Here is a 26,652-nt window from a genome sequence, read left to right on the forward strand (position 1 = left end):
CGTGGCCACGTGGGCCTCGCGAGGTGCCCACGGACCCGCACGACACGCGCAGCGGTCGTGAGCGGGCCGCAGCCTCGCGAGCCGACTGCCATGGGACCGCCAGTCGTACCAGAAAAACCTCCGTAGGAGTCCGAGCGGCAGCGCGGCAGCGAGAGAGTCCTTTGGTCACGGCCGCGGGCACGCGAACGGTCTCGGCTGGCTCACATGGGTGTCTCAAGCGTGCTGAGACACCCATGTGAGCCAGCCGGGGACGCGGGCCGCGGCCGCTACCTTGACCAACGACGGGTGCCGCGACTCACTCCAAAGAACGCACCCGGCTCACAGGTCGCGCCGCTGGAAGACGACGGCCGCCAGCCCCAGCACCACGGCCACCCAGAGCGCCGCCCAGCCGACGTAGAGCGTGGTCAGGCCGGTCTGGCTGAGGAACGGCGGCGCGTCGAACCGCGGGCCGAGCTGGGCCGGGATGGTGGCGTCCTGCAGCGCGTACATGGCGCCGTGCCACAGACCGTCGGTGGGCAGCAGCACCCGGGAGACGGTGCCGACCCGGGCCACGCTCTCGTTGCCGAGCGAGTGCCCGACCATGCCGACCACCCCGGCGATCCAGGTGGCGCCGAACAGGCCGACCGCGGTGATCCCGGACGCCATCGGGGAGACCGCGGTGGACAACAGCAGGCCCAGGGTGAGCAGGGTGACCGCCTGCGCGGCGAGGAACAGCAGGCCGGTGACCGGGTCCGGCGGCCAGTAGCCGACCGTGGCGTGCACGATCAGCAGCTGCGCCAGTCCGGCCACCGCGACGAAGCCGCTGCCGAAGACGGCCAGCCCCAGCCACTTGCCGAGCAGCACCGCGAACCGGTGCACCGGCCGGGCCAGCATGGCCAGCGCGATCCCCGACTCGGCCTCGCCGGCCAGCGTCGGCCCAGCCAGGAACGCGGTGCCGAGCGCGGCGATCAGGCTCAGCCCGAACATCACCAGGTTCAGGATGACCGAGGCGACCACCTTCGACTCGCCGCTGGTCAGGTCGCCGAACTCGGCCTCGATCCGGGAGAAGCCCCAGGCGCTGAGCGCCAGCAGCACCACGGTCAGCAGTGCGAGCGACCGCAGGACACGCCGCCTCGCGGCTTCCTGCAGGGTCAGGGCCGCCATCGCGATCACGGTGCGGGTCATCGGTGGTCACCGTCCTCTTTCCCGGTACGCAGGATGCTCAGCAACCGTTCCTCCAAGGTGATCCGCCCGGGCTCCACGGCGTGCACCCGCACCCCCAGCTCGACCAGGTCCCGGACCAGGTCGGGGACGGTCTCCGGCTTGGGCTCGGCGGGCAGCACCACGGCGTACCGGTCGCCCTCGTGGCTCACCTGCCCGGCGGCCGCCAGGCGGTCGTGGGCGAGCGGGCCCACGTCCTCCAGTCGCAGCCGCAGCTCGCTCTGCCCGAGCAGCTCGCCGAGCGTGCCGGCGGCCGCCACCCGGCCCCGGTCGAGGATCACCACCCGGTCGCAGACCCGCTCCACCTCGCCGATCAGGTGCGAGTTGAGCAGCACCGCGACGCCCCGCTCCTTGAGGGTGAGCACCAGGTCGCGGACGTCGGCCCGGCCGAGCGGGTCGAGGGCGCTGGTCGGCTCGTCGAGGATCACCAGGTCGGGGCAGGCGACCAGGGCGACGGCCAGGCCGAGGCGCTGCTGCATGCCCTTGGAGAAGCCGCCGACCCGGTCACCGGCCCGGTCCGCCAGCCCGACCAGGGCCAGGCAGTCGTGCCGGTCGGCGGCCGGGACCGGGAGGCCGGCCAGCCGCACGTGCAGGGCCAGCACCTCGGCGGCGGTCAGCCACGGCTGGTAGCGGAACAGCTCGGGCAGGTAGCCGACCCGGGCCCGGGCGCGGGGGTCGCGGCCCGGCCGGCCGAGCAGCATCACCTCGCCGGCGTCCGGGCGGACCAGACCGAGCAGCATCTTGATCACCGTGGTCTTGCCGGCGCCGTTCGGGCCGAGCAGCGCCAGCACCTCGCCGCGCGCCACGGTGAGCGACACGTCCGCCACCGCGACCTGCCGCCGGTAGCGTTTGCGCAGCCCGGACGCCCAGACCGCGGCGGACTGCCCGCCGGTCACCGGCCCCACCTCAGGTTCCGGGCGACGTCCAGCACCTCGTCGGCGCTCAGCGAGCCGGCGACCGCGTTGACCATGCCGTCGCGGACCCAGAAGACGCCGGTGAACGCGCCGTCGCGGGAGCTGAGCACCAGCGCCGAGACGCCGTTCACGTCGGCGGTCGTGCTGGTCTGGTCGGCGGACCGGACGATCAGCGGCAGCGTGGCGCCGTCGGCGGAGAAGCGGCGCAGCTGGTCGGCGACCGCCTGCGGGATGCCGGGCAGGGTGAGCAGGTAGTCCCGGGCGGTGGCGAACGGGATGCCGGACGAGAACGCCCGCGGCGCGGTGGCCCGGCCGACGACCATCGCCGGCGCGCCGCGGGACTCGCGCCACACCTCGGCGACGCCGGGACCGGCGGTGAGCCGGAACTTCGCGCCGTCCAGCCCGGCCGGCGGCGCGGGCAGCGGTTCGCCGGCCGCCTCGGCGGTCTGCCGGGCCTTGGCGGCGGAGAAGGTGAAGACCGCGGCGGCCTGGTCACCGGCGAAGTAGGCGGGCGTGCCGGTGACGCCGTGCGGCAGGCTCGCCACCACCGGCGTCGGCAGGCCGGTGACCTGCTCGGCCGCCGCCGCGTCGGTGACCTGGCGGACGTGCGGCGCGCGGTCGATCACCAGCGTGCCGTAGGCGGACAGGTCGGGCAGCTGGACCAGCTCGGCCGGGTTGACCGTGATCGGGGCGACCTTGTCGGCGCGGAACACCGGGAACCAGTCGGTGGCGGCGGCCGCGGTGGCGCCGGCCAGCAGGGCGACGGCGGCCGCGGTGGCGATCAGGGGGCGGCTGACGGTCGTACGGAAAGCTGGTCTGACCGGTTGTGCCGGGGTGGCCGTGACCGAGGCGGACAGGGCGCGCCACGCGGTCTCGATGTCGGGATCGACGTCGCAGGCGAGCGCCGCGGCCGCGAGATCCGCGTCCCGCCCGGCGGCGGCCAGCCCGGACTGGCAGATGTCGCAGGCCGCGACGTGGTCGCGGTCGATGTCCGGGACGCCGGCGGGCTCGTCCAGGAGCCGGCGCAGCGTGCCGTCACTCGGATGACGCATGGCGGTGCAACTCCTTCCGGAGGGCGGATTCGGCGCGGCGCACGGTGGTGCCGACGCTGGCCGGGGAGAGGTCGAGGGCGGCCGCGACCTCGGCGTAGCTGAGGCCGCTGTGCCGCAGGACCAGGGCGATCGCCTGCTTGCGGGGCAGCCGGGCGAGGGCGGCGCGGACCCGGCGGCGTTCGTCGTTGACCACCACCGCGTCCGCGACGTCCGGGCTGACCGGATCCGGCCGGACCGCCTCCTCGCGGGAGGCGCGCCGGCGGCCGGAGCGCAGATGGTTCAGCGCGGTGTGCGCGGCGGCGACCGACAGCCAGCCGATCGCCTCGCCGGCCGGCACCGCCGAGCGACCGAAGGTCAGGAAGACCTCCTGGGCCACGTCCTCGGCCTCGTCCCGGCTGCCCAGGACACGGGCGGCGACCGCGACCACGCGGGGGTAGGCGGTGCGGAACACCTCTTCGAGGTCGGCCCGCACCGCGGGCTGTCTCTTCGCCACGGCGACCTTCCGTCCGACCGGCAGAATCGCGGCCGGCGCTCTTCCGCTCAGGTTCACATCTCTGAAGCACCACCGGCGGGCCGAATGTGACACCGTCGTCGCCATGATGTTCACCGCCGGCCGCAGCGCGCTCATTGTCATCGACCTGATGCCCCGCATCGTGGCGCAGGATCTCGGCCCGCACCGCGGCGCCGACGTGGTGGCCCGGTCGGTCGCCCTCGCCGACGCCTTCCGCGCCGCCGGTGGCCTGGTGGTGCCGGTCCGGGTGGACCGGCCGAACGTGACCGAGCAGCCGCCGGGCAGCGGTTTCGTGCCGGAGTTCGAGCCGCGGCCGGGCGACGTCCCGATCGTCAAGCGGACGATCGGCGCGTTCTCCGGCACCGGCCTGGAGGGGGCGCTGCGCGAGCGCGGCGTGGACACCGTGGTGCTGGCCGGCATCGCGACGACGATGGGCGTGGAGTCGACCGCGCGGGCGGCCGCCGACCTGGGCTTCGAGGTGGTGTTCGCGTCGGACGCGATGAGCGGGATGACGGCGGCGGAGCACACGCACGCGCTGTCGGTGGTCCTGCCCCGCTTCGGCGAGGTGCTGAGCACCGCGGAGATCCTGGACCGGCTGCGATGACGGAGGTTGGTGCGATGGCGTTACGGGTGGATCTGACGTTCGACTGTGTGCGGGCGGCGGAGCTGGCGGAGTTCTGGAAGGTCGCGCTGGGATATGTGGACGAGCCGCCGCCGGCGCCGTTCACGACCCGGGCGGAGTGGGCGGCCTCGTTCGGCGAGCCGGCCGAGGACGAGGGCGACGGCGCCTGGCTGCACGATCCGGACGGCGTCGGGCCGCGGCTGGTGTTCCTCGAGGTGCCGGAGCCGAAGGTGGCGAAAAATCGGCTGCACATCGACGTCCGAGTGGGAAAGGACGGCGAGCCGTGGCCGCGCATCCAGGCGAAGGTCGAGCAGTTGCGGGCGATCGGCGGGCGGGTGCGGGCCGTCTTCGACGGGCATCACGTGGTGATGACCGACCCGGAGGGCAACGAGTTCTGCGTGGCCGCCTGATCACCGGTGGCGCTCCGTCCCGGTCGCGGTGCCCCTACTTGCGGTGCGCCGGGCGATAGGCCGCGTGCGCCGGTCGCCGGCCGAGATACCGCAGTCCCCCACCGGCCAGCAGCAGAACCGTCCCGGCCAGCACGACCAGGGCGATCGCCGGCCCGGTCACCGGGAACTTGCCGGGCTTCGCATCCCCGGGCTCGTCCGGCTCCTCGGGCGCCAGCGGCTCGGCCGGCGCCGGCAGCGGCTTCTTGGCCGGCACCGCCACCGTCGACGGCGCCTCCGCGGTCACGTCGTCCGCGTCCGGGTCGACCAGGTCCCCGGCGATCTTCGCCTGGAAGGTCTGCCGGCCGGCCGCGATCTGCTTCGCGGTCAGGTGGTAGACCCCTGACCGGCAGGTTGTCGACGCCCCGGGCGCGAGCCGGGTGGCCTCGCAGGTGACCGCGGCCGGCAGCCCGGTCACCCGCACGTTGACCAGCGTGACGGTGCCGGTGTTGGTGACCACGATCGTCGAGATCACGTCGTCGCCCGGCCCGAGCAGCCCGTCGCCGTCGGTGTCGGTCCAGACCGCGGTCTGCGCGCCGCCCAGCTTCGGCGCCGGTTCGGCCAGCGGCACCGTCGTGCTGGCCGGCCGGGACGACACCTTGCGCAGCGAGCCGGGCACCACCCCGCGGGCCACCGCGGTGTCCCGGATCGGGTGCGCCGCGTCCACGTCCGCCTGGCTGACCCGGTAGTCGGTGACCGCCTGGCAGTCCGTCCCGTCGCCGGGCGCGAGCCGGGTGCTGGCACAGCTCACCGTCCCGCCCCGGGCGTGGTCCACGGCCAGTTCGCCGACCGTCACGTTGCCCCGGTTGTAGACCGCGTACGTGTACCGCAGCAGGTCCCCGGCGGTCACCCCGTGCTCCACCGCCGCCGCCGACGGCGAGGCCCCGGAGGACGCCGTCGCCGACACCCTCCCCGAGGCGTCGGCGGCCGACGCCACCCGGGTGGTCAGCGTGATCTCCAGCAGCGGTTGCCCGGCGGTCAGCGCGACCGTCCCGTGGAACGGCCCGAAGCTGTGCGCCCCGTCCGGCGCCCGGCCGGCCGCCGACACCACCGTGGTGATCGGCTTCCCGGCGTCCACCTCGGCCTGGGTGACCGTGTGCCGTTCGGCGGTCGTGCAGGTCACCGCCTCCCGCACGGCCAGCCCGGTCTGCGGGCAGACGATCGTCCCCGGCCCGGTGACCGCCACGTCGGCCATCGTCTGGTTGCCGTTGTTGACCACCTGGTAGGTCCAGGTGACGGTGTCCCCGGCGACCGGAGCGCCCTGGTGGCCGTCCGGCGTCACCCGGCCGATCGGCTGCACGTCCAGCGACGGCGCGCCGACCACCACCGGCACCCAGGTGGCGGCCGGGCCGAAGCTCTGCACCGGCCCACCGCCGACCTGCCCGGTGACCGTCGCGGTGCTGGTCAGCGGGTACCCGTCGTCGATGTCCGCCTGGGTCACCCGGTAGCCGGCCGAGACGCAGGTCATCGAGCCGTTCGGGCCGAGCGTGTCGGCCGGGCAGGCGGCCCGGCCGCTGCGGGTGTCGGTGACGGTCACCGTACGCATGCTGAGCGTGCCGATGTTAGTGACCAGGAAGTCGAACGTGACGGTGTCCCCCGCCTCGACCGCGTTGACGTGCTCGGCCGGTGTCACGTGGGTGGCGCCGGTGGTGACGGTCAGCGTCGCGACGCCGACGCCGACCGGCACACTGGTGGTCGTCGTGGCGTAGGGGCCGGCGGTGGCCTCGCCGGGCGCCCGGCCGGTCACCCGGGTGGTGGCGGAGAGCGCCACCCCGGCGTCGTAGTCGCTCTGGGTCACCCGGTACGCCGCGTTCCCGGTGCAGGCGGCCGTGCCGCCGACCAGCAGCGAGGCGGCGTCGCAGGTGGCGCCTCCGCTGAGCGAGTCGCTGACGCTGTCCAGCCGCATGGTCACGTTGCCGGTGTTGCGGACCTGATGGGTGAACGCCACCGTGTCGCCGGGCTGCACCGCGCCGGCGTGCCCGGTCGGCGACACGTGCGGCACGGTGGTCACGGTCAGCGCCGGTCCGGCCGTCACCACCGGGACCGGCAGCGAGCCTTCCGCGTTGGCCGGCAGATGGCCGGGCGCGACGCTGCGGGCGTCCACGATCGCGTCGTTGCGGATGTCCACGCCGGCGTCGATGTCGGCCTGCACGACCGTGTACGGGGTGGTCGAGGTGCAGGTCAGGGTGCCGCCGAAGGGGATCACGCTGGCCGGGCAGTTGATCGTGGCGATGCTCAGATCGGTCACGCTGACCGTGTCCAGACCGACGTTTCCCGTGTTGGTGATCTTGTAGGTGTAGTTGATCGCGTCGTTGACCCGGACCGGAGTCACCAGCCCGGGCGGCAGCTTCACCTCGATGTCCAGGGCCGGCGCCGCCGGTGCGACCGGCACCGAGCTGACCGGGGAGCTGAAGCTGGCGACCGGGGTGGTCGACGACACCGTGGCGGTGTTGGTGACCGGGCCACCGCCGTCGATGTCCGACTGCTGCACCCGGTAGCCCTGCCCGGGCGTGTGATCGCAGGTCATCGAGGCGCCGATGGCCAGGTCGGGCTGCTGGCAGTTGATCGTGTTGCCCTTGGTGTCGGTGACCGTGACGCCGTCCATCTGCACGTTGCCGTTGTTGGTCACCGCGTAGGTGTAGGAGATCCAGTCGCCGCTGGCCGCCGCGTTCTGCCGGCTCGCCGTGCTCACGGTCGGGGTGAGCACCACGGCCAGCGAGGCGTGCGCGACGGCGACCGGCACGCTGGAGCTGAGCTGGGCATAGGTGGCCGGCAGCACGGTGCTGGTGTTGACCGCCTGCGCCGTCACCGTGTCGGTGATCGGCCGGTTCGCCAGCACCTCCGCGTTCGACACGGTGTGCCTGCTGCCGGTGCAGGTGGTGGTGGCGCCGACCGCCACGCTGTCCGGCGCGCAGGTGGAGGTGCCGCTCAGGTTCCCGGTCAGGGTCAGCGACGTCATCGGCAGGTTGCCGGTGTTGCTCACCTCGTAGACGTAGTCGATGGTGGCGCCGACCCCGGCCGGGGTGGCCGACACGACGCTGACCGAGCGGATGCTCAGCGCCGGCGCGGCCGCCGCGGCGGTCACCCCGTCGGTGTCGCTGTTGTTGCCGGCGACCGGGTCGGTCCCGTCGGCCGCGACGATCTCGCTCTTGTTGTTCAGCGTGCCGCTGCCCAGCGCGGTGCCGTGCAGCGTCAGCACCGCGCCGGGGGTGTTGCCGGGGATCATCCGCTGGATGGTCCAGCGCTGCGCGGCCGTGTCGAAGGTGCCGTTGGTGGCCGTCCCGGAGGTGAGGGTGAGCCCGGCGTCCGGGCTCTCCCGCACCACCACGCTGGTGGCGTCGGACGGGCCGTGGTTGATCACCTGGACCTCGAAGTCCACCTCCTCGGACTGCACGATCGAGGTGCTGCCGGTGACCACCTTGATCACTTCGAGGTCGGCGCGCTGCTCGACGGTGGCCGTGGTGGTGACGGTGTCGTTGCCGCCGACCGGGTCCGGCGTACTGGCCGACACGGTCGCGGTCCGGCCGTAGGCCGTGCTGCCGTACCCGGTGGGTAGCAGCACCGCGGCGAAGGTGATCTGCCAGTCCGCCGACGCGGCCAGGGTCGCCAGGTTGCAGACGTAGCTCCCGCCGTCCGGGGTGACGCCGCCGGTCACGGTGCCCTGGAAGGTGCAGCTGCCGGCGCTGGCCGAGGCGGCCGGCACCGGGCGGCCGGCCGGGATGGCCTGGCGCAGCACCACGCCCTCGGCCCGGGTCTGCCCGTTGTTGACCACCCGGACCGCGCCGGTGACGGTCTGCCCGGCGACCAGCGCGCTGGGATCGCTCGGATTGCCGAGCGTCTGGGTGACCGCCAGGTCGGCCCGGAGCAGCACGGTGAAGTTGATCGTGTCGGTGTCGTTGGCCGCGTTGTTGTCGGTGGTCGGCGAGATGACGGTGGTGCTGGCGAACCCCGGTCCGGCCGCCGCGGAAGCCCCGAGGGTGGCGGTGCCGCCCAGCTGGATGCTGGCCCCGGCCGGAAGGGTGCCGACCGTGCAGGCGTTGGCGGTGCAGTAGGGACTGTTCCGGACGATGGTCACACCGGGCGGGGTGACCGTGTTGAAGGTGACGTTGGTGGCGTCCGACGGACCGTTGTTGGTGACCGTCAGCGTGTAGGTGACGCTGTCGCCCGCGTAGGCGCTGAGCTGGCTCAGCCCGAGCCTGACCCCGACGTCGGCGACCGCGGTCCCGGCCGACTGGACCGAGAAGTTGTTGTTCGCGGCCGACGGGTCCGGGGTGCTGGAGGTGACCGAGACGGCGTTGTTCACCGCGCCGCCACCGGACGCCTTCAAGGTCATGTTGATGGTCACCGTGGTGCTGGTCGACGGCATCATGTCGGCCAGCTGGCACTCCAGGGTGCCGATCGGGGTGACCGCGCAGGTGCCGCCGCTGGCGCTGGTGTAGGTCGCGGTCGCCAGCGGGATCACGTCGGCGAGTACCAGGCCGCGGGCCATCGACGGTCCCGCGTTGGTGACCGTCGCGGTGTAGGTGATCGGCGAGCCGGCCACCCCCGCCGTGTTCGTCATGGTCACGCCGACGTCGGCCAGGGTGGCGACCGCCGCGCTCACCGAGGCCGCATTGTCCGCCTGGTTCACCTCGAACGTCGAGCTGGTCACCGCCGAGGTCAGCGTCGCCTGCACCCCGGGCGTGGCCTGGGCGATGACGTCGCCGCTGACCGTCATCACCCCGGTGCCGCCGGACGGCATGCCGGCCAGGTCGCAGCGCGCGTTCTGCCCGGTGACCGTGCACGTCGCCCCGGGCATGGTCGCCCCGACGTTCACGATCCCGAACGGCACCACCGCGCTGACCTGCACGGCGCTCGCGGTGCTCGGCCCGGCGTTGGTCACCGTCAGGTTGGTGGTGGCGGCCCGGCCGGCCACCACCCCGCCGGCCCCGACCACCGCGCTGATCCGCAGGTCGGCGGCGGCCGCGACGCTGGTCGCGGTGGTGCTGCCGGTCGAGGTGAGCCGCGATCCGGAGATCGGTTCGGTGTACGCCGCCTCGCCGGTGCTGGCCAGCGTGCTCTCCGCCGCCGCGGTGTTCACCTTCACCTGGTACGAGAACGACCGCGACTCCCCCACCGGGATGGTCCCGCCGGCGCTCGGCGTCGCCCCGGTCCCGGCCCGCACCCGGACCGTCCGGGTGGCCGGGTCGTACTCGCCGGTGTCGCCGTCGGCGGCGTCGGTGACCGTGGTGCTGCTGGCCCCGGTGACCGACCGGATCGAGCCGGGGACGAACGTGGTGTTCGGCGGCAGCGGGTCGCTGAGCACCGCGAGCTGGGCCGGGTTGCCGCCCCGGTTCTCGGTGGTCACCGTGTAGGTGAGCACGTCCCCGGCGTTCGCCGTCGCCGCGCTGACCGCGGTGCTGGTCAGCAGGCAGGCCGCGGTGCCGAACGAGATGCCGTCCAGGAAGTTGCCGTAGGTCGGCTTGTTCTGCGCCGCCGAGATCGACTCGAACGCGAACCGGGTCAGCGTCTGTCCCGGCGGCACCGTGTAGTTGGCCGACGAGGGTCCCCACGCGGTGCTCGGATCGGCGATGTTCGCGCCCTGCTGGACCAGCGTGCCGCCGGCCGGCCCGATCTTGACGGCCATCACGTCGGTGCCGAGCCGGCCCCGGTGCTTGATCTCCCAGCGCATGGTCTGCCCGGGCGTGGTCGCCACGTCCTGGTAGAGCGTGGAGACGAAGTTCGCGTTCAGCTCGACGAACTGCACCCCGGAGCCGGCGTTGAAGCCCTGCCGCACCTCGTGCCACAGCTCGAAGACGTGGTCCGGCGCGGTCGTCTTCCAGCCCGGCATGTCCGGGCCCTCGTTGATCAGCGACATCGAGTTGGCCGCGATCGCCGGGGCCTCGAAGTCACCGTTGATCAGGTTCACCGCGGCGCCGCAGGTGCTCTGCGCCGCCCTCGCCGGTTCCCGCCGGGTCGGCGCGAACACCAGCAGACAGCACACCACCAGCAGGAACAGGACCAGCAGGTGGTGGGCACAGCGACGGAGGGCCACGAGCACACAACTTAACGTGCGAATCCGAGCCGATCTCGCATTCCGCCGAGATCATCCGATCCGCACCGAACGCGCCCAATCCGGCGGCCACGCCATCGTATGATCCGAGCCTTCCCCGCCCCGCCGCCGGAACAGTCCGACCACGGTCCGGCACGGCGGCGGCGAACTGGGCCACGGCGTCCACCCGTCGGTCAGCACCACGATCACGTCCGGCCGGGTGCGCAACGCGCTGGCGAAACCGGCCCGCAGGTCGGTCCCGCCGCCGCCGATCAGCGGGATCCCCTCACCCCGGCAGATCGGGTGCGCCACCCGGGCCGCCACGTCGCAGGACACCACGCCGAGCAGTTGCCGGCGCCCGCCGACCGCCCGCCCGATCGCCGCCACCTCCAGCAGCGCCATCCCCAGCTCCTCGTCGCTGACCGACGCCGAGGTGTCGATCACGACGCAGACGCGAGGCGGGTTGCGGCGCAGGGCGGGCAGCACGACGCGCGGCAGTGCCGCGGCCCTCCGGGCGGGTCTTCCGTACGTGTAGTCGTCGCCCGCCCCGGCCGAAGCCGCCGCCGCCCGCACCGCCGCGCCGAGCAGCTCCCGCCACGGCTGCGGCGGGTGGAACGCCTCCTCGGCCCACCGCCGCCAGCCCTTCGACACCCGCCCGGGCGCCCCGTTGATCCCCTGCGCCACCCGGAACCGGACCGCGTCCCGTTCCTGCTCGGTCAGCCCGTGCGCGCCGTCCGGCCCGAGATCCCACGGCCGCTCCCCACCGTCCGCGCCGCTGCCACAGTCCAGCCAGGCGTACCCGTCGGTGAACGGCCCCAGCCGGAACCGCGGCAGGTAGTCCTCCATCAGCTCGCCCGGCGGCAGCCGCAGCACCGCCGGGTGCACCGCGCCGGCCGGGGACGGCAGCCCGTCGCCGTAGATGTCGTCGTTGATCTCGCAGTCCGCCGCGATGTTGAGCCGCAGCCGCACCCCGGGCCCGGTCAGCTCGTGCTCGCGGACGTAGCGGTCGCCCCGCCCATGGTGGTCGCGCAGCAGGTGCGACACCTCGTGCACCCAGACCCCGGCCAGCTCGGTCATCGGCATCCGAGCCACGAAGTCCGGCGACACGTAGCAGCGCCAGTACCGGTCCACCGCCATCGTCGGGGTCGCCGGGCACTCCACCACGTGCAGCGCGAACAGCGCGGACGCCAGGTAAGGCCGGACCCGGACGGCGTGCAGCCGGGCGGCATACAGCTTCTCGGTGTCCATCGTCTTCGCGTCGTCCATCGTCTTCGCGGTGTCCGCCGTCTTGGCGGTGTCCGTCGTCATGCTGAGGCCGCCCGCCTCGCCACGTTCAACGCGCCGGCCAGCCGCTCGATCCCGGACGGCAGCGGCCAGTCGTCGCGGCGCAGCCCGGCCAGCTCCGAGGCGGGCACCACGACCAGGTCCGGCGCGCCGTCGTCGAGCGCCCGGACCAGCAGCCTCCAGGCCGCTTCCCACCGCTCGCGGTCCGCGTTGCCCCGGACCGCTTCGACCACCCCTTCCAGTACGACCTGACGCAGGTCACCACGCTCGGGCAGCACCGCGGCGGCCGGGTCGGCGAGCAGCACCTCCGGGTCGGGCAGGTCCATCCGGTCCAGCACGGCCAGCAGCTCCAGCCCGGGACCGTCCCCGACCACGCCCCGGACCAGCATCGACAGCACCTCGCGCGAGGTGCCGGCCGCGGTCCCGAACGCGATCAGCCGGACCGCCATGTCCCAGGTGCGCGGCGACGGCCAGGCCCCGCCCCGCTTGGTCTCCGACTGTGGCAGCTGGTGCACCAGCTTCGGCCGCGCGGTCAGCAGCTCGCACACCGCCCGCCGGGCGAAGGCCACCGCGCCCGGCAGCCCGTCCGGATCCAGCCGGGGCAGGGTGGCCCGCGGCCAGGTCCCGCCCAGCCCCCGCACCACCACCTCGTGCTGGTAGATCCACTGCAGATGGACGAACCGGTTGGCCAGCGGCGCGCTCAACTCCCAGCCGTCGGCCGCCGAACCGCGCGGGTTCGCCGCCGCGACGATCCGCACCCCGGGCGGCAGGGTCAGCGCGCCGACCCGGCGCTCCAGCACCAGCCGCAGCAGGGCGGCCTGCACGGCCGGCGGGGCGGTCGACAGCTCGTCGAGGAAGAGCAGCCCGCGGCCGGCGGTGGCGAGCCGCACCGCCCAGTCCGGCGGGGCCATCGGGACGCCGTGCACCGCCGGGTCGGCGCCGATCACCGGCAGTCCGGAGAAGTCGGTCGGCTCGTGCACGCTGGCGATCACCGTGGTCAGCGGCAGGTCGAGGGAGTCGGCGAGCTGGTTCAGGGCGGCGGTCTTGCCGATCCCCGGCTCGCCCCAGAGCAGCACCGGCAGGTCCGCGGCGACGGCCAGGGTGAGCGCTTCCAGCTGCGGGTCGGGACGCGGCTCGGTGGTCGTGTCGGCGAGCAGCTTCAGCAGGTCAGCAGCGGTGTCGAGAGTCATTCAGTAGATCACCTTGGGGGTAGTCGTGGTCCGGAGCCGGCGGGGCAGAACCTTGCCCCGGGGCGGTGGTTGCGGGTTCGGGTCGGTGCGATAGCGGTCGAAGACGGCGTGCCGCTGCTCGGTGCGGGCCAGTTCGTCGCGCAGCGGGCCGTCACGCAGGGCGGCGCCCGGGCCGAGCAGCGCCTCCACGGCGGCCAGGGCGCCGGCCAGGTCGCCGTGGTCGAGGCGGGCGCGGATGTCGGCGAGGCTGTCCGGGCGGCGCAGCGCCCGGTCGATCACCTGCAGGCAGGGCAGCGGCGTCCCGCCGAAGCCGACCAGGATCTCCTCCCGCAGCAGCTCGTCCGGCCCGTGGTCGAGCGCCGCCAGCACCCCGCCGACCAGCCCGATCCGGTGCCGTTCCCCCCCGGCACTCCACCAGCCGCACCCCGCCACCCGCTCGGTCGTGCCCGCCCCGCTCCAGCCCGCCGGTGCTCCCGCCCGCCCTCGCCACACCCAGCGACCCCGGATCCCCGGGCCCGTCCGAAGCCCCCTGGGCGCCGCCAGCCTCGCGCGCGGCCGGAGCACCCTGCGAGCTCGAAGCCCTTCGCGCGCCGCCGACCCCGCGCGCGGCCGGAGCGCCCTCCGTGTCCGGGGTCTCGTTCGAGGGCGAGTGGTGGGCGGGCACGAGCGACGCGGCGACGAGCGGATGCAGCTGTCCGGGTTCGATCAGTCCGGCGTGGAGCAGCTCCAGATCCGGCAGCAGCCAGGTGGCCGCGTCCGGCAGGATCAGCGCGGTCCGTGCCACGGAACGCCGTGACACGCCTTCACCAGCGGCTCCCCGGTCGTCCCGGGTGAGCCCGGCAGGCAGTTCACGGTGATCACGAGCGCTCAGGCGTACCAGAACCGGGTCGCCCTCCCGGCCCTCGGCGGACCGCAAGATCTCCGCCTCCGCCGCCCACCGATGCACGGCGCAGCCGTCCATCTCGTCGAACGACACCCCCACGCCCTCGGACAACCACCCCGCTCCATCGTCGCCCGGCCGCACCACACCCTCGCTCGGCCGCGCCGCAGTACCGCCTCTGCCCTTCTCGGCGCCGCCCAGCGGCCAAGTCGCCGCACCGTCCAGCGACCGGCACCCCGCGCCATCCGGCAGCCACGACTTGGCGTTGTCCAGCGGCCCGGACTTGGCGTTGTCCGGTGGCCAGGAGTGCGCGCCGGCGCGGACGGCAAGTTCGGTGGTGTGGCGGGCGTCCCAGAGGTGGCGGTGCAGGTCGAGGCGGAAGCGGCGGTGCGGGCGCGGATGCGGGTGCCGGCCGTCGGAGGTGCCGTCCCACAGGGCCAGGGAGATCCGCTGGCCGGCGTCGGCCCAGGCCGGAGCGGTCCGGGCGACCAGGTGCAGCCGGGGCGCGTAGCGGACCAGCGACACGGTCAGGCCGGGCCGCAGCAGCCCGGACTCCACCCGCGGGAAGTGCCAGCGGAGCAGGTCCGGAACGAGGTGCCGCAGGTCAGCGCGGATCTCCGCGGCCAGCTCGCGGCCGTGCCGGCGGCCGATCGCGCGGGGGTCCAGTTCCGGATCGACCCGGGACACGGCACACGCGCCGGCCCAGTCGCCGGCCGATCGCCGGGTGGCAGCGGACTCGATCATGGTGGGCGGCACGGCGAACTCGCGCACGCGCTGCCAGGCGAGGAGACGGGGATGACCGTCCAGGAGGGAGCGCATCAGCACTCACTTCTGGTGGGCATGTCCCCCTTCCCGGATTCCGAGGTATTCATCGCCGCGCAGCCTAACCGCTCACCGCCACCCCGTCACCCCCGATTTTCTGTACTACCGTGCCCGATGTGCTCCCCGACGACCGTGCTCCGGCTCGCCTGCCCAGTCCGCCCCGCGATCTCCCGGACGACCGGCTGCGGATCGACATCGGTCGGGCCGCCGACGGCACACCGGTCCAGCTGGACCTCAAGGAGGCCGTGGACGGCGGGATCGGCCCACACGGCCTGATCGCCGGGGACGGCACGCCGCACCTGCTGCGGAGCATCGTCCTCGGCCTGGCCGCCAAGCACGTCCCGGACGAGGTCACCTTCGTGCTGCTCGACGCCACGACCGGAACCTTCGACGGCCTGGACCGCCTGCCGCACACCGCGGTCCTCCTCGACGCCGCCTCGCTCGCCCCCACCGGCTCCGCCTCACCCCCGCCCACCTTCCCGAGCCACACGCCGACCCCGGCCGCATCCGCGGACCGCCCCTCGACCCCGCCCGGATCCACCGGCCCTGTCCCCTCCCCGGCCGGATCCGGCGCGCCGGGTGGGGACCTGGTGCCGCGGCTGATCGACGTCCTCGAGGGCGAGTCGGCCCGCCGCAAGCGCCTGCTGGTCGCCGCCGGTTGCGCCAGCCACAGCGCCTACCTCCGGAAGACCGCGAACCACCCGCCGATGCCCGCCCTGGTCCTGATCTGCCACGGCTTCCCGGCCCTGCTCGACAACCACCCGCCACTGCGCGAAGTGGTCCGCCGGCTCGGCTGGCTCGGCCGCGCCCGCGGCATCCACCTGCTGTTGGCCGCCCCCACCACTGCGGACATGTCCGACTTGGCGGGCTATCTCGCCTACCGGATCGCCCTGCCCGCGGCCCCCGATTTCGTCCTCGACTCCCCCGCCGCCCGCTCCCTCTCCCCGGGCCAGGCCCTGCTCCGCACCGGCACCGACCAGCCCGCCCGGTTCACCCTGATCAACACCCCGGCACCCACCGAGACATCCATCCCCGGCGATACCCCAGCGCCCACCGGGACCTCCGATCACCACGCCTCCGCGCAACCCGGCAGCGACCGCGACCACCGACCCGCCGTCGATCCCGCAGGCCGGCTCGACCACCTCTCCGCCGGACCGCAGCCGACCCACCGGATCTGGCTGCCCCCGCTCGACGCCGCCCCCGCCCTCGACGAACTCGCCGGCCCCGTCGTGTCCGATCCTGATCAGAGGCTGGTCTTCGCCGACCGCACCCTGCACGGCGCGTTGCAGGTCCCGATCGCGATCCTCGACAAGCCCCGCGAGCACCGCCGCGACACCATCTGGCTTCCGATCGCCGGCAACGTCGCGGTGGTCGGTGGCCCAGGAAGCGGCAAAACCACCATCTTGCGTACGCTGACCGTCGCGCTCTCCCTGTCGCACACCGCTCCCGCCCTGCGCGTGGTGGCGCCCACCTCGCTCACCCACGCCGCAGCCGCCGCTGACATCGGCGCGCCCGCTTCGCTCACCGAGACCGCACCCGCCGTAGCCACCGAAGCGCCTGCCGCCTCGACAGACGGGGACAGCGCCCTGACCGCGACGCCCCGCGCGAACGCGACCGACAGCCCCGCCGAGCCCACCGACTACCAGCGGCTCCCGCTCGTGCACGGCATGCTCGGGGACCGCAGTGCAGCCGACGACGTGAAGCGCGATCTCTACGCCCGCCTCGACGACCCGCGCGGCGACACGATCGTCGTGATCGACGACTGGGCCGCGTTCTGGGACGCCCATCCGCACTGGCACGAGCTGCTCCTGGAGATCGCCCAGCGCGGCACCGCCCGGGGCGTGCACCTGGTCGCCACCGCCACCCAGTGGTCCGATTTCGATCCGCGATTGGCGGACCATTTCGGGTCGCGCCTGGAGCTGCGGCTCACCGACCCCGGGAAGTCCGGGATCAGCCCGACGGCCGCCGCCGCGGTCCCATCCGCCCGCCCCGGCCGGGGCATCGTCGCCGCCCCGGGCCATCCCGGTGGGGCCCTGCACTTCCTGGCCACCCGTCCCGAACTGACCACGACCCGGCACGCCGACCTGCTCAGCGCCCTGGCCACCGAGCACTGCGCGGAGTGCGGCTTCACCTACGACACGGTCACCGCCGACGAGCTGCCGGCCCGGTTGCGTGCCGCCGGTTCGCTGTTCGCCGCGGCTCTGCTCGCCGTGGCCGACCTGCGTCGACGCCCGGCGCCGGAGACCTGGTCCGCCCTGGAGTACACCTGCCACGTCCGCGACGTCCTCCAGGTCCAGCGGGAACGCCTGACCCTGGCCCGGTCCACCGACAACCCGGAGTTCCCCCCGATGGGGCGCGACGAGCGGGTCATCACCGACGCGTACAACTCCCAGGACCCTCACACCGTCCTGACCGGGTTGGATCAGGCAGGCGAGGCCCTGGCCGCCGCCTTCGCCACGCTCCCCCCGGCCGGCTTCGCCCGCACCGGCATCTACAACTGGCCGACCGCCACCACCCGAACCATGCTCTGGCTGGGCCGCCACACCGTCCACGAGGTGGTCCACCACCTCCTCGACATAGCCCGCCAGCCCCGGAACTGACCGCTCACCGCCGCAACGGGCGGCGCAGGGACAGGTCTGATTTCCGCCAGACCGGGTCGGCGGGGCGGGCGCACGATGGCGGCATGAGTTACGAGATCCATGCCCTTCCGCCGGAGATTCTGGAGCAGGCCCGGTCGAGCGCCGACGGGCCCGCGCACGCACGCTCGGTGGCGACCGGCGGGGAGCCGCTGCGGTGCTGCCTGCGGGACGCTCGCGCCGGTGAGGAGCTGCTGCTCTTCACCTATGAGCCGCCGCTGCCGCCCAGTCCGTACCGGGAAGTGGGCGCCGTCTTCGCGCATGCCGTGCCGTGCGCCGGGCCGCAACGAGCCGCGGACGCCGAGCCGGACCGGACCGCGAACGCCGGGCCGGAACAAGCCGCGGACGCCGAGTCGGACCGTACCGCGGACAGCGGGCCGGACCGCACCGCGGACAGCGAGCCGGACCGCACCGCGGGCGGCGGCTATCCGGACGCGTGGCGCGGGCGGCCGCAAGTGTTGCGGGCCTATGACGCGCGCGGCTGGATCCATCCGAGCACCCGGGTGCACGACGGGTCGGATCCGGACGGGGCGCTCGCCGCGGTCTTCGCCGACCCGGACGTCGTGCAGGTGCACAGCCGGAATGTCGCCTACGGATGCTTCATGTTCGTGGCGACGCGCAGCTCACGGTGAGGTATCGATCGGACGACCACTGCCTATACGACTAGATGACGCACGACTATAGTCGGGGGCGTGTCGCAATATCTCATGGGAGCCGGCGAGATCGCCAAACGGCTCGGGCTCAGCCGCCAGCGCGTCCAGCAACTCAGTGAGCGCGACGACTGGCCCGTTCCCTATGACGAGCTCGCCATGGGACGCGTCTGGTTGAAATCCGACATCGAGTTGTGGATCACCTATCAGCGTGCCGCGGACGCGCTGCCGAACGCCGACTTCATCCACGATCCGTCGACCGGCTGAGTTTCTCCCAGCCGGTCAGCTCGGCCCGCAACCATTCCTGGTGGGCGGCGATGGCGTCGACCGCGTCGCTGCCCAGGGCCAGGCGCAACGGCGGCTCCGGGTGATCCAGAGCGGTCAGGATCGCTCGGGCCGCCTTGGCCGGATCGCCCGGCTGGGTGCCGTCCATCGCGTCGACCGCGGCCCGCGTCGGACCCACCGACGCCGCGTAGGCGTCGATCGCCGCCGACCGGTGCATCCGGCTCCCGCCGAACTCGGTGCGGAAGGCTCCCGGCTCCACGATCACCACCCGTACGCCGAACGGCCGCACCTCGGCCGCCAGCGCCTCGGACAACCCTTCCAGGGCGAACTTCGCCGCACAGTAGGCACCGAACCCGGGCATGCTGAGCTGCCCGCCCATCGAGCTGATCTGCACGATCGCGCCACTGCCCCGGCGGCGCAGGTGCGGCAGGGCGGCCTTGGTCACCTCGACCGCGCCGAAGAACATCACGTCGAGCACCGCGCGCAGCTCGGCCATGGTCAGTTCCTCGACCGCGCCGACGCTGCCGTGCCCGGCGTTGTTCACCACCACGTCGATCCGGCCGAACTCGGCGACGGTCCGTTGCACGGCGGCCGCCACCTGATCGCTGTCGGTCACGTCGAGAGCCGCGGTACGCACCCGGTCCCCGCCGGCCGCGGCCAGCCCGGTCAGCCGGCGCGGATCCCGTGCGGTGGCCATCACCCGGTCACCGACGTCCAGCGCGGCCAGGGCCAGTTCCCGCCCGAAACCGGCCGAGCACCCGGTGATCAGCCACACCCGTTCCGTCTGATTGGTCATGCCCCGAGTCTTTCCAGGGCCGGGGCACGCCGGCCAACACCGGTTTCCGATGGCGGTTACAGTCCCTGACTGTGACGGAACTGCGGCAGCTGCGGTACTTCGTGGCGGTGGCCGATCAGCTCAGCTTCACCCGGGCCGCCGCGCAGCTGCACGTCGCGCAGCAGTCGCTGTCCCAGCAGATCGGGGTGCTGGAGCGGCAGATCGGGGTGCGGTTGTTCGACCGGGACACCCGGGGGACGCGGCTCACCCCGGCCGGGGAGGCGCTGCTGCCCGGTGCCCGGGACGTGCTCACGCGTACCGAAGAAGCCGTCGCGGCGGCGCAGCGGGCCGCGACCGACCAGATCTCGCTGGGGTTTCTCTCCTCGACGGCGAACTACATGCTGCCCGCCGTGGTCCGGGCGGTCCGCGACCGGCTGCCCCGGGTCGCGCTGTCCACCCACGACCTGCCGATCGACGCCCTGGTCGCCGGGCTGCGCGAGGGCCGGATCGACCTGGCGTTCACCCGCCCGCCGCTGGTCGCCGACCTGGCCACCTGGACGATCACCACCGAGCCGGTGTGCGCGGTGCTGCCGTCCGGCCATCGGCTCGCCGGCGCCGCCGCGCTCTCGCTCGGCGAGCTGGCCGGGGAGGACTGGGTGCTCACGCCGCGGGAGTCCTGGCCGCCGTGGCACGACAAGTACGACCGGGACTTCACCGCGGCCGGCTTCGAGCCCCGGGTGGTGCAGCGCGCGTCCGGGGTGCCGAGCCTGCTCGGGCTGGTCGCGGCCGGCGTCGGGGTGACCCGGCTGGCCCGGTCCGCGGCGAGCATCCGGCGGTCCGGGGTGGTCTTCGTGCCGCTCACCGGGGAGGTCGCGGAGACCGTGCTGGCCTGGAACCCGGCGCGCGACCACCCGATGCGCGGGCAGCTGCAGGCGATCGTCGGGCACCTGGCCAGCACCACCGATCTGACCAGCGGCGGATAGTGGTTAACTGTCGCCATGGGGCTGTTCACGCTGGCGGAGGCACGGTCGGAGCTGGCGCGGCTGCGGCCGGCCCTGGACGAGATCGTCGAGCTCCGGGCGGACATGGTGGAGCTGTCCGCGGCGCTGGTCCCGGGCGGTGAGCCGACGTCGCTGGGCGGGCTGCCGGAGCGCAAGGCCGCCGAGGCCCGGCTGAACGAGTTGATGACCGAGATCCAGGAGTCCGGGGCGGAGCTGAAGAGCGTGGCGCCGCTGCTGATCGACTTCCCGGCCGACCTGGATGGCCTGCCGGTGCTGCTCTGCTGGCTGGAGGGCGAGGCCGAGCTGGGCTGGTACCACCGGCCTGACCTGGGCGTGGCCGGCCGGCGGCGGATCCCGCCCACGGCCTGACCATGGGCGTGGCCGGCCGGCGGCGGATCCCGCGCGGCCTGATCGCGCTCAGGAGCCGGCGGTCACCGGCGTGGCGCCCAGGACGGTGTCCCGGCCCGCCGCCTTCGCCGCGTAGAGGGCGTGGTCGGCACGCTCCAGCAGGCGCTCGGACGACTCGGCGCCGGACCAGACCGCGAACCCGATGCTGCACGTCTCCGGCGCCGGCGTCGCGGACCGCAACCGGTTCAGGATCTCGGCCGCCGCCGCGTCGTCGCAGCCGGGCAGCGCGATCACGAACTCCTCGCCGCCCCACCGGGCGATCAGGTCGCCGTCGCGCAGCTGGGCCCGGAACGCGGCCGCGGTGGCGATCAGCAGGTCGTCGCCGGCCGGGTGGCCGTACGTGTCGTTGTACCGCTTGAAGTGGTCCAGGTCGGCGATCGCCACGGCCAGCGGCTGCCCGCCGGCCCGGGCCGCCACCAGCAACTCGGCGAAGCCGGCCTGCCAGGCCCGCCGGTTCGACAAGCCGGTCAGCGTGTCGGTGTAGGCCATCTGCTCCAGCCGGGACAGCAGCCGTTCGTGGTCCAGCGCGAGCGCGGTCTCGTCGGCGAGCAGCGCCACCGCCCGGGCGCGCAGGTCGCTGACCGAGGTGATCCGGGTCCGCCAGCTGACCACCAGCATCGCGACCACCCGGCCGTCGGCGATCACCGGCTGCCACATCATCGAGCGGGCGTCGACCAGGCGCAGCAGGGCGGCCGACACCCGCGGGTCGCTCCCCGGGTCGGCGAGGAAGACCGGCTGCCCGTCCCGGTACACGGTCGCGATCATCGAGGTGCCGTCCATCGGCACCCGGGTGCCGGCCACCTGGACACCGACGTCGCCGGTGACCACCAGGTCGGCGCCGTCCGGTTCGAGCAGGCTGACCGCGTCGGCCTCGGCCAGCTCACGGACCGCTTCGATGATCGTGTCGCGGGCGTCCTCGCCGGTGCGGATCCGGCGGGCGGCGGCGGAGACCGCGGCGAGCAGCCGGTCCGACTCGCGGACGGCCCGCTCGGCGAGGTGCCGGTCGGTGACGTCGTGCAGGTGGATCAGCGTCCAGTGCCGGGTGTCGGTGCGGTCCAGCACGCCGGTGCGTCCGACGGTCAGCCACACCCAGCGGACCGACCCGTCCGGGCGGACGTAACGCATCTGCCGCCCGGCCGGGTCGATCGCCACGCCCGGCTCGACGTAGGCGTGGCTGCTCGCCCCGACCAGCTCGTCGGCCGGCATCCCGGCCAGATCGCAGAAGGCCGGGTTGACCGCGACGAACACACCGTGCTCGTCGGTGATCCCGACGCCCGCCGGGGACGCCTGGAACAGGTTCTCGAAGCGTTCCAGCACCACGGCCAGCTCGTCCCGGGCCGCCCGCAGGTCCCGCTGGCGACGCCGGAGCGCCTCGTGCAGGATCACCCCGAGCATCGCGGCCATGGCCAGCTGGGTGGCGTAATAGCCCAGCTCCGGGGTGCGCAGCCGGTCGTCGGTGACCACCGCGGCGACCCAGCCGACGCAGCCGAGCAGGCCGGCCAGCGCCGCGGTCCGCCGGGCCGGGACCGCTGCGCCGACGCCGACCAGGGTCAGCAGCAGCGTGGTCGTGTAGTGCAGCTGCCCGGTGATCGCGACCTGCGCGACCGCGACCACCACCGGGAGGTAGGCCAGGTTCTCCCAGCCGCGCCCGGTCCCGCGCCGCCCGGCCCCGGGCCGCCCGGCCTCGCCTTGCCCGGCCCCGCTCCGCCCGGCCCCGCTCCGCCCGGCCCCGCTCCGCCCGGCCCCGCTCCGCCCGGCCCCGCGGGCCGCCGCCACCAGCAGCAGGAGCGCGGTCGCCCCGGCCAGCAGGGCGAGCACGACTCGGGCTGCCCCGGTGAGCATGAGGCAGTTGGCCAGCATCAACGCAACGTAGTACGAGGCCAGCGCGGCACGCCGCCACCGCGCCGAGGGCTCGCTGTCGGGGCGGCCCTCGGCCCGCCGCCCGCCCTGGGCGGGCAGACGGCGCGGGTCACTCGGGTCCCGGTACGGGGCAGCGCTCACGGTTCCTCCCTCGCCGACCAGGCCAGTCGGCCGGGATCACCTCCAGTTGAGAGAACGGACCACGGGGAGAATGCCCCGGCCTCAGGCGCCGAGCAGTGCGGCCACCGCCTCGGCCGGCTCCGGGAAGGCCGTCAACAGCACCGCGGGGCCGGCACCTCCCGGGGCGACCGCGCTCCACTCCCCCGAGCAGCCCAGCAGCTCGGCCACCGCGTCCGTGGTCGCCGGCCGGGCGGCCAGGAACGCGCCGGCCGGTCCGGCCGCCGGAGCCCGGACCGCCGGCGTGGCCGGGGACGGCCGGCGGGCCAGCCACGGCGGCGTCCACGAGTCGATCGCCGCGAGCGTGCCCGGGAAGGTCCGGCCCGCCTCCCGGGTGAGGACCGGGACCAGCTCCGCCGCCTGCTGTTTCAGCGTGGTGATCAGGTTGGGCAGCCAGGGCAGCAGCACCGGGTCGGGCAGCCGGCCGAACGCCTTGGACAGCGTCTCCACCACGAACGGCGCCAGCCGCGGCACCGGGTCGAGGGCCTGCACGAAGCCGCTCACGTACTGCGGGAAGGCCGGCACCACGAGCGGATTGCCGAGCAGCCCGTCGACCCGCTCGCGCAGCTCGGCCAGCGGCAGGTCGCCGAGCTGGTTGCGGGCCGCCCAGAGCAGCGCGATCTTCGCCGGGACCTCCGGGTGCGACTGCCGGACGGCGATCTCCAGCTGGGTCCGGTCGCAGCCCAGCGAGAGGGCCAGGCTCTCCATGCTGAACAGGAAGCCGAGCATCGCGCCGACCTGCCGGACACCGGTCTCCTCGTCGACGAAGGCGGTCGGCAGCAGGGTGCAGTAGTGCGCGTACCCCTCCCGGACGAACCGCTCGCACCAGGACGGCAGCACCGGCCGGGTGGCCCGGTAGTGCCCGAGCAGCCGCCGGATCCGCCGCAGCACGTCCGGCGCGTCGTCGACGGTCCGCTCGGCGGCGAGCAGCTCGACCGCCCGCACGCCCAGCTCGTCGGTGAGCCGCGGGCTCTGCAGGAACAGCATCGAGTTCTCCACCGCCTTGAGCGCGGTGGCCGCGGTCGCCTTCGGATCCCAGGCGTCGCGGCGCAGCCGCTGCTCCAGCACCTGCTCGACGGTGACGCCCTCGTAGCCGAGCTCGATGATGGTCCGCTGGTGGCGGCCCAGGTCGAGGTCCCAGCTCTCCTGGATGTGCCGCTCGCCGAGCTTGCGGCTGCCCATGATCGGCCGGACCGCCTGGTCGGGCAGCAGGTACCGGAGCATCCAGAGCAGCTGCGAGCAGGCGGCCAGCTCGGGCCGGGCGGCCAGGTCGAGCAGCGCGCGCTGGATGCTGCGCTGCTGCAGGTTCAGCTCCAGCGGGGCGAGCCGGTCGTAGACGTCGCGGGCCAGCGGCGGCAGCGCGTCGTAGCCGACCTGGCCGATCCGGTCGCCGCCGAGCAGGATCTCGCACAGCCGCCGCACGTCCCGGCGGCCCGGCACGCTGTCCTTCTCGATGCAGGTGACCGCGGCGTCCTGGAAGTCGTACGGCGTCGGCCGCACCCGCCCGCGCATCCCGGCCAGCAGGATCGACGTCTCGAAGACCGCGATCGCGTCGGCGGTGCTGGCCAGGTAGCCGTTGCGGCGGGCCAGCCGGACGATGTCGACGCACCAGCCGCGCAGCTCCTCCTCGTCCAGCCCGTCGAGCGCGGGCGGGCCGGCCAGGTAGCCGGTGAGGTGGTCGGTGACCGGCCCGGTGCCGGGCAGCGGCGCCGGGAGCCGGCCGCCCTGCTGCCCGTCCAGCCGGAACGGCTTGAGCCGGGACCTGGTCAGCTGTTTCTGCCAGGTGGCCGCCGCGATCGACACCGAGCCGGGCGCCAGCCCGAACTGCGCCTCGATCGCCGAGTGGCTGGACGGGATCAACCCGTAGAGCCAGGTCGTCGCGGTCCGCGGGGTGATCGCGAAGTCCGGCGTGCCGGGCGCCGAGCCGACCTCTGGCAGCCGGCTGGCGGCGTGGAAGGCGCCACAGACGTACAGGCAGTCGGCCGGGTCGGTGCCGGTGGCGGCGAGGTGCTCGCGGATCCGGGTCCACATGTAACGTTCCCGGTCCTCGTCGCTGGCGTACCGCCTGGTGTCGTGCGGGGCCAGCCGCCGGAACAGGCTGCCGACCATGGTCATCACCTGCCGGTACGTGTCGTGGTCGGCCCCGGCCAGCGGCTGCTCCACATACTGGTCCCACCACTCCGACCAGTGCCGGACCCGGCCGTGGTGCAGCAGGTGCTCCTCCAGCTCGGCGAACCGCGGCCGCAGGTCGCCGATCTCCACCCCGACCGCGTCGCCGTGCAGGTCGTCCTCCGGCTCGGTGGCCTCGCCGTGCCCCTCGAGGTCGGGCTGCCACTGGAAGACGTGGTCGGTGGACCGGTCCACCAGGACCAGCTCGACGCCCGGGGTGTCCAGGGCGTAGGCGATCGCCTGGTACTCCGCGGACGCCTCGGTGATCGGCGCGATCACCGAGAGCGGGGCCGACTCCTTCGGGAAGCCGTCCAGCTCGGAGGCGAAGGCCTGCAGCGCCACCGGCAGCCGGCAGTTGCGCAGCTCGGTCAGCAGCGGTTGCAGGTCCTCGCACAGCTCCAGGTAGATCACCGCGGGCTGCTTCTCCCGCAGCCGGCGCAGCATGGCCAGCGCCGAGGCCGGCGAATGGTGGCAGACCGGGAAGATCTCCAGCGGTTCCCGCACCGCATGGTCGACATCGTCGACGATTCCGGCGAGGATCTCGGGCAGCGCCGCCGGGCCGTCCGCCAGCGACTCGGCGGCGCCTAACAGCTGAGCGCGCAGCGCGTCGAAGGGGTTGCTCACGACAGGGTCGCGATCGCCTTGCGGCCGCCGTCCAGGAAGCCGTCCCACTCGCCGCTCTGCTCCTTGGCCCGCGGCTCGATCACGCCGTGCCAGTACTTGTTGAGGATGGCCAGGTCCTCCGGGCTGCGCCGGGCGAGCGAGCCGACCAGCGACCCGGCCAGCGTCGCCGCGGTCAGCGCGGTGGCGCCGAAGAAGTTGCTGTGCAGGATCGCGTCCTCCAGCACGCCGATCTGCTCGGCGGTGGAGAGCGCCGACTCCAGCCGCTCGTCGTCGCTGGTCGCCGACGCGGACGCGGCGCGCAGGTCGGCGAAGCTCTGCAGCAGCACGTCGAGCAGGGTGGGCGGCACCTCCAGCTCGATGTTGTGCCGGCGCAGCAGCTCCTCGGTGCGGAACCGGACGATCTCCGCCTCGCTCTTCTTGTTCGTCACGACCGGGATGCGGACGAAGTTGAACCGCCGTTTCAGCGCCGAGGACAGGTCGTTGACCCCCCGGTCGCGGCTGTTCGCGGTGGCGATGATGCTGAAGCCGGGCTTGGCGAAGACGATGTTGTCGTCGTCCAGCTCCGGGATCGACACGTATTTCTCCGACAGGATCGAGATCAGCGCGTCCTGCACGTCGCTGGTCGACCGGGTCAGCTCCTCGAAGCGGCCGATCACCCCGTTCTCCATCGCGGTCATGATCGGCGACGGGATCATCGAGGCGCGGGACTGGCCCTTGGCGATCACCATCGACACGTTCCACGAGTACTTGATGTGGTCCTCGGTGGTGCCCGCGGTGCCCTGCACGACCAGGGTGGAGTTGCGGCTGATCGCGGCGGCCAGCAGCTCGGCCAGCCAGCTCTTGCCGGTGCCCGGGTCGCCGATCAGCAGCAGGCCGCGGTCCGAGGCGAGGGTGACGATCGAGCGCTCGACGAAGCTGCGGTCGCCGTACCACTTCTGCTCGATCTCGCGGTCGAGGCCGTCGGCGCGCTCCGAGCCGAGGATGAACAGCCGCACCATTTTCGGGCTGAGCCGCCAGGAGAACGGCTTGGGGCCGTCGTCGACCGACTCCAGCCAGTCCAGCTCCTCGGCGTACTTGATCTCGGCGGGGGCGCGCAGCATGTCAGACATCGGGAA

Annotated in this window: 19 protein-coding genes and 1 pseudogene; 7 read left to right on the forward strand and 13 right to left on the reverse strand. The window is 73.8% G+C overall.

Annotation, left to right across the window (positions count from 1 at the left end; translation table 11 throughout):
- Positions 1-318: 318 nt before the first annotated feature.
- The 4 genes from BJY16_RS38140 to BJY16_RS38155 are packed head-to-tail and all read right to left on the reverse strand — an operon-like array spanning position 319 to position 3,659.
- Positions 319-1,164: an ABC transporter permease subunit gene (locus BJY16_RS38140; RefSeq protein WP_185044396.1), complete on the reverse strand. Its 846-nt coding sequence runs from the start codon at positions 1,162-1,164 to the stop codon at positions 319-321.
- Positions 1,161-2,096 carry an ABC transporter ATP-binding protein gene (locus BJY16_RS38145; RefSeq protein WP_239176948.1) on the reverse strand — a complete coding sequence of 312 codons (936 nt, stop codon included), beginning with the start codon at positions 2,094-2,096 and terminating at the stop codon, positions 1,161-1,163. The genes BJY16_RS38140 and BJY16_RS38145 overlap by 4 nt, the downstream gene beginning before the upstream one ends.
- Positions 2,093-3,166 (reverse strand): hypothetical protein, encoded by a 1,074-nt coding sequence (locus BJY16_RS38150; protein WP_185044398.1) that lies wholly within the window; start codon positions 3,164-3,166, stop codon positions 2,093-2,095. The genes BJY16_RS38145 and BJY16_RS38150 overlap by 4 nt, the downstream gene beginning before the upstream one ends.
- Entirely contained in the window at positions 3,150-3,659 is a 510-nt protein-coding gene (locus BJY16_RS38155; protein WP_239176946.1) for a sigma-70 family RNA polymerase sigma factor, read from the reverse strand. Before BJY16_RS38155 ends, BJY16_RS38150 begins: the two co-directional genes overlap by 17 nt.
- Positions 3,660-3,762: 103 nt before the next feature.
- Here BJY16_RS38155 and BJY16_RS38160 point away from each other — a divergent pair, with 103 nt between their 5' ends.
- Both BJY16_RS38160 and BJY16_RS38165 read left to right on the forward strand, forming a co-directional pair.
- Positions 3,763-4,281: an isochorismatase family protein gene (locus BJY16_RS38160; protein ID WP_203758885.1), complete on the forward strand. Its 519-nt coding sequence runs from the start codon at positions 3,763-3,765 to the stop codon at positions 4,279-4,281.
- A 14-nt stretch (positions 4,282-4,295) separates the two neighbouring features.
- Positions 4,296-4,709: a VOC family protein gene (locus tag BJY16_RS38165; RefSeq protein WP_185044400.1), complete on the forward strand. Its 414-nt coding sequence runs from the start codon at positions 4,296-4,298 to the stop codon at positions 4,707-4,709.
- Positions 4,710-4,743: 34 nt separating this feature from the next.
- Here the strand turns inward: BJY16_RS38165 and BJY16_RS38170 are convergent, their stop codons facing one another.
- The 5 genes and pseudogenes from BJY16_RS38170 to BJY16_RS47945 form a co-directional block, all read right to left on the reverse strand.
- On the reverse strand, positions 4,744-10,779 hold the full coding sequence (locus BJY16_RS38170) for a CLIPPER-2 domain-containing protein (protein ID WP_185044401.1): 6,036 nt from the start codon (positions 10,777-10,779) through the stop codon (positions 4,744-4,746).
- Positions 10,780-10,830: 51 nt separating this feature from the next.
- Entirely contained in the window at positions 10,831-12,084 is a 1,254-nt protein-coding gene (locus tag BJY16_RS38175) for a vWA domain-containing protein (RefSeq protein WP_221502084.1), read from the reverse strand.
- A complete protein-coding gene (locus BJY16_RS38180; protein ID WP_185044402.1) occupies positions 12,081-13,250 on the reverse strand; it encodes an AAA family ATPase in 1,170 nt (389 codons plus the stop codon). The genes BJY16_RS38175 and BJY16_RS38180 overlap by 4 nt, the downstream gene beginning before the upstream one ends.
- On the reverse strand, positions 13,251-13,682 hold the full coding sequence (locus BJY16_RS46740) for a hypothetical protein (RefSeq protein ID WP_203758883.1): 432 nt from the start codon (positions 13,680-13,682) through the stop codon (positions 13,251-13,253).
- Positions 13,683-14,397: 715 nt separating this feature from the next.
- Positions 14,398-14,949, reverse strand: a pseudogene (locus tag BJY16_RS47945) (hypothetical protein); the annotation flags it as partial.
- 119 nt (positions 14,950-15,068) lie between these two features.
- Here BJY16_RS47945 and BJY16_RS38190 point away from each other — a divergent pair.
- From BJY16_RS38190 to BJY16_RS38205, 3 genes are all read left to right on the forward strand, one after another.
- Positions 15,069-17,552 carry an FtsK/SpoIIIE domain-containing protein gene (locus BJY16_RS38190; RefSeq protein ID WP_185044403.1) on the forward strand — a complete coding sequence of 828 codons (2,484 nt, stop codon included), beginning with the start codon at positions 15,069-15,071 and terminating at the stop codon, positions 17,550-17,552.
- Between the two features lie 83 nt (positions 17,553-17,635).
- Positions 17,636-18,220, forward strand: a complete 585-nt coding sequence (locus BJY16_RS47950) for a DUF1203 domain-containing protein (protein ID WP_239176937.1) — start codon at positions 17,636-17,638, stop codon at positions 18,218-18,220.
- 60 nt (positions 18,221-18,280) lie between these two features.
- The gene (locus BJY16_RS38205; RefSeq protein ID WP_307835711.1) at positions 18,281-18,505 is read left to right on the forward strand and encodes a DNA-binding protein; all 225 of its coding nucleotides are present in this window, start codon (positions 18,281-18,283) and stop codon (positions 18,503-18,505) included.
- Here the strand turns inward: BJY16_RS38205 and BJY16_RS38210 are convergent.
- Complete coding sequence (locus tag BJY16_RS38210; RefSeq protein ID WP_185044404.1) at positions 18,480-19,319, reverse strand: oxidoreductase; 840 nt, start codon at positions 19,317-19,319, stop codon at positions 18,480-18,482. The two genes, BJY16_RS38205 and BJY16_RS38210, sit on opposite strands and share 26 nt — an antisense overlap.
- 71 nt (positions 19,320-19,390) lie before the next feature.
- Here BJY16_RS38210 and BJY16_RS38215 point away from each other — a divergent pair, with 71 nt between their 5' ends.
- Both BJY16_RS38215 and BJY16_RS38220 read left to right on the forward strand, forming a co-directional pair.
- On the forward strand, positions 19,391-20,281 hold the full coding sequence (locus BJY16_RS38215) for a LysR family transcriptional regulator (protein WP_203758881.1): 891 nt from the start codon (positions 19,391-19,393) through the stop codon (positions 20,279-20,281).
- Positions 20,282-20,296: 15 nt separating this feature from the next.
- Complete coding sequence (locus tag BJY16_RS38220) at positions 20,297-20,668, forward strand: DUF2203 domain-containing protein (protein ID WP_185044405.1); 372 nt, start codon at positions 20,297-20,299, stop codon at positions 20,666-20,668.
- A 48-nt stretch (positions 20,669-20,716) separates the two neighbouring features.
- Here BJY16_RS38220 and BJY16_RS38225 read toward each other — a convergent pair whose 3' ends face one another.
- From BJY16_RS38225 to BJY16_RS38235, 3 genes are all read right to left on the reverse strand, one after another.
- Complete coding sequence (locus BJY16_RS38225; RefSeq protein ID WP_275408053.1) at positions 20,717-22,708, reverse strand: sensor domain-containing diguanylate cyclase; 1,992 nt, start codon at positions 22,706-22,708, stop codon at positions 20,717-20,719.
- Positions 22,709-22,789: 81 nt separating this feature from the next.
- The gene (locus BJY16_RS38230) at positions 22,790-25,537 is read right to left on the reverse strand and encodes a DUF5682 family protein (RefSeq protein WP_185044406.1); all 2,748 of its coding nucleotides are present in this window, start codon (positions 25,535-25,537) and stop codon (positions 22,790-22,792) included.
- Positions 25,534-26,646 carry an ATP-binding protein gene (locus BJY16_RS38235; protein ID WP_185044407.1) on the reverse strand — a complete coding sequence of 371 codons (1,113 nt, stop codon included), beginning with the start codon at positions 26,644-26,646 and terminating at the stop codon, positions 25,534-25,536. Before BJY16_RS38235 ends, BJY16_RS38230 begins: the two co-directional genes overlap by 4 nt.
- Positions 26,647-26,652: the final 6 nt, after the last annotated feature.

Source organism: Actinoplanes octamycinicus (assembly GCF_014205225.1).
In the GTDB taxonomy this organism is placed as follows: Bacteria; Actinomycetota; Actinomycetes; order Mycobacteriales; family Micromonosporaceae; genus Actinoplanes; species Actinoplanes octamycinicus.

What these genes read in the sequence shown, in the direction of transcription:
- BJY16_RS38140 (WP_185044396.1), bottom strand. Translation starts at nt 1,164, where the DNA reads ATGACCCGCACCGTGATCGCGATGGCGGCCCTGACCCTGCAGGAAGCC.
- BJY16_RS38220 (WP_185044405.1), top strand. Translation starts at nt 20,297, where the DNA reads ATGGGGCTGTTCACGCTGGCGGAGGCACGGTCGGAGCTGGCGCGGCTG.
- BJY16_RS38150 (WP_185044398.1), bottom strand. Translation starts at nt 3,166, where the DNA reads ATGCGTCATCCGAGTGACGGCACGCTGCGCCGGCTCCTGGACGAGCCC.
- BJY16_RS38165 (WP_185044400.1), top strand. Translation starts at nt 4,296, where the DNA reads ATGGCGTTACGGGTGGATCTGACGTTCGACTGTGTGCGGGCGGCGGAG.
- BJY16_RS38175 (WP_221502084.1), bottom strand. Translation starts at nt 12,084, where the DNA reads ATGACGACGGACACCGCCAAGACGGCGGACACCGCGAAGACGATGGAC.
- BJY16_RS38235 (WP_185044407.1), bottom strand. Translation starts at nt 26,646, where the DNA reads ATGTCTGACATGCTGCGCGCCCCCGCCGAGATCAAGTACGCCGAGGAG.
- BJY16_RS38180 (WP_185044402.1), bottom strand. Translation starts at nt 13,250, where the DNA reads ATGACTCTCGACACCGCTGCTGACCTGCTGAAGCTGCTCGCCGACACG.
- BJY16_RS47950 (WP_239176937.1), top strand. Translation starts at nt 17,636, where the DNA reads ATGAGTTACGAGATCCATGCCCTTCCGCCGGAGATTCTGGAGCAGGCC.
- BJY16_RS38160 (WP_203758885.1), top strand. Translation starts at nt 3,763, where the DNA reads ATGATGTTCACCGCCGGCCGCAGCGCGCTCATTGTCATCGACCTGATG.
- BJY16_RS38210 (WP_185044404.1), bottom strand. Translation starts at nt 19,319, where the DNA reads ATGACCAATCAGACGGAACGGGTGTGGCTGATCACCGGGTGCTCGGCC.